This window comes from Bradyrhizobium sp. STM 3809, from assembly GCF_000239795.1.
GTDB lineage: Bacteria > Pseudomonadota > Alphaproteobacteria > Rhizobiales > Xanthobacteraceae > Bradyrhizobium.
Genome location: NZ_CAFJ01000307.1, coordinates 1 through 3,073, shown reverse-complemented (window position 1 = coordinate 3,073; position 3,073 = coordinate 1). Strand labels below are relative to the sequence as shown.

General features: G+C 66.5%; 1 protein-coding gene. It reads left to right on the top strand.

Annotation, left to right across the window (positions count from 1 at the left end):
* Positions 1 to 1,596: 1,596 nt before the first annotated feature.
* Positions 1,597 to 3,073, top strand: a 1,477-nt coding sequence (locus tag BRAS3809_RS17100) for a Do family serine endopeptidase (protein ID WP_035656538.1), incomplete at its 3' end; no start/stop codon positions are given.

Here is a 3,073-nt window from a genome sequence, read left to right as displayed (position 1 = left end):
CCCTTTCTGACGTAGTAGGTTTAGCGCAGCGTAATCCGCCATCCCCACGGAGTCCGCCGCGCGGCGGCTTACGCCTTGCGGCTAAGCCGCCCTACGTTGCGCGCGCCATGTTGCGAATACATCGCCGAGCCCGCAGTCGTCGTCCCGGCGAACGCCGGGACCCATTACCCCAGGGAGATGTGATCGGACGAGATGTCCGACCAGTCGTCTCTAACAACGACCGCTGCGGAGTATGGATCCCGGCGTTCGCCGGGGACGACGGCGTTGGATGTGGAGGCCGCTCGCACGACATGCGCAATCGCGTAGCCCGGATGAGCGCAGCGACATCCGGGTTCACACGAACTCCAGAGATGAACCCGGATATCGCTGCGCTCATCCGGGCTACGCTTGCTGTTGTCCTTCAGAAAAGTTGCCTGATCTTTCCGAAAATCAAAAATCCTCTTGCCTCCCACCCCAAATCACCCGTATCCTCCGCCGCGTTCCGCACCGCTGAGGGAGCGTATCGCGATCGTCACGGACGCGGGTTGCGGAATGCGATGGATGCGGGCGGCTGCATGCGGGGTTTCGGCCTCGCCGACGAACAGCTGACCGCGGACAGGAAATCGTGTCGTCCTGGCCTCCCGGTGCCGAGGCCAAGCCGGTGGTGATGATCCGCCGGCGACCGGGTCAATGAGCCGGTCCCCGGGGAGAGCACGTATAAATGTTAACACCATCGCGCAGGGAGGGCCGGGTGTGTTCGGCCAGACCTGTGGTGACTGCCGCCTGCTTTCTTGTTTGCAGGCGGGCCACGGGCGCGGCCAGCGCCCGGCCTTCCCTGTGCCCTCTGTGAGAGGGTGCGAGTTCGACGGGCATGACTCGGGCGCGGGATGCGTCGCGGGGACGTCCGCGCGCGGCTGAGTGTTGGGTGTCTCCGGCCGCTGTTAGCTAGAGGTCTCCAAAGGCTGTTTGAAATGTGGATCGTGATGTCTCCGCGCGTCATTGCGAGCGAAGCGAAGCAATCCAGGGTCCCGCCCACCATCCTGGATTGCTTCGCTGCGCTCGCAATGACGGAGTGTGGGGCAGGCGGTGTGCCACACACTCCGCTGTCATGCTCCGCGAGAGCGGAGGATCCAGTACGCCGCGATCTCCGTGGTTCAATCGAGAGGCCGCGGCGTACTGGATCCCCCGCCTTCGCGGGGAATGACAAATGAGGGTGGGGTGGGAGGTTGCGCGACAGGGGCAGGGACGGTGAACCCGCATGTCGCTGCGCTCATGCGGGCTACGCGGTCACGCGCGCCGGGGCTGTGGGAGGGGTGGCGGGTTATGCCTGCGGCCAGCCCGCCCGGCGGGGGGTACGACTTTTGTCGGAATGGCCACAGAGATGGCCAGCGTCGGGCGGCCGGGGGTTCGGTAAGCCCTTGCATATACAAGATTTTCCGGTCGCGTTCTGCGATCTGCGCCATTCCGCCGCAGTCGCCATGTCCGTCCATTACAGAAGTTTAACGCCGCAGCCAGCACGCCGTAAGGCGGCAAGTCCCATCTTCACTGGCGAACGGGGCGAACAGCCCGGGACACACGTTTTAGACCTTGACCAAAATCACTTGCGGAGAAAACCGTATGACTGACCGTCCGACCGACCTGTCCTCGCTTCCATCCACTCAGAAGCCCCGCCGCGGACTGTTCTCGGCGCGAAAGTTCGCGCTGATGGCCTCCGTGGTCGCGGGCCTCGGCGTCGCCGCCTATGGGCTGTCGCCGCAGGGCACGCCGCTGAACCTGTTCTCGACCTCGGCGCATGCGCAGGTCGCCAACGAGGTCAGCAAGGTCGCGCGCCCGGTCGGCTTCGCCGACATCGTGGAGCGGGTGAAGCCGTCGGTGATTTCGGTCAAGGTCAACATTGCCGAGAAGGTCGCCAAGGACGACAGCGACGACGACACGCCGTTCCAGCCGGGCTCGCCGATGGAGCGCTTCTTCCGCCGCTTCGGCGGTGAGAACGGCATCCCCGGCATGCCGGGCCGCGGCGGCCGTGGTGGCGGTCGCGCCATCACCGGGCAGGGCTCCGGCTTCTTCATCTCCGCCGACGGCTATGCCGTGACCAACAACCACGTCGTCGACGGCGCCAACAAGGTCGAGGTGACGACCGACGACGGCAAGACCTACAGCGCCAAGGTGATCGGCACCGACCAGCGCACCGACCTGGCGCTGATCAAGGTCGAGGGCGGCTCGAACTTCCCGTTCGCCAAGCTGGCCGACGGCAAGCCGCGCATCGGCGACTGGGTGCTGGCGGTCGGCAATCCGTTCGGCCTCGGCGGCACGGTGACGGCCGGCATCGTCTCGGCGGTCGGCCGCGACATCGGCAACGGCCCGTATGACGATTTCATCCAGATCGACGCGCCCGTGAACAAGGGCAACTCCGGCGGCCCGGCGTTCGATGTCGACGGCAACGTCGTCGGCGTCAACACCGCGATCTACTCGCCGTCCGGCGGCAGCGTCGGCATCGCGTTCTCGATCCCAGCCTCGACGGTGAAGAGCGTGATCGCGCAGCTCAAGGACAACGGCTCGGTCAGCCGCGGCTGGATCGGCGTGCAGATCCAGCCGGTGACGCAGGACATCGCCGACAGCCTCGGCATGAAGAAGGCCGAGGGCGCGCTGGTCGCCGAGCCGCAGGCCAATGGCCCGGCGGCGAAGGCGGGCATCCAGTCCGGCGACGTCATCACGTCGGTGAACGGCGAGCCGGTGAAGGACGCGCGTGAGCTCGCCCGCACCATCGGCGGCATTTCGCCGGGCACGGCGGTGAAGCTGAACGTGCTGTCGAAGGGCCAGGAAAAGACCATCAACCTGACGCTCGGCAAGCTGCCGAACACGGTCGAGGCCAAGGCCGATACCGACAACGACAACGCCAACCCGACCCGCGGCGCCGACGTGCCGAAGCTCGGCATGACCGTCGCTCCGGCGTCGAGCGTGGCCGGCGCCGGCAAGGACGGCGTCATCGTCACCCAGGTCGATCCGAAGAGCGCCGCGGCCGACCGCGGCTTCAAGGAAGGCGACGTGATCCTAGAGGTCGCCGGCAAGAGCGTGGCCTCGGTGGGCGACGTGC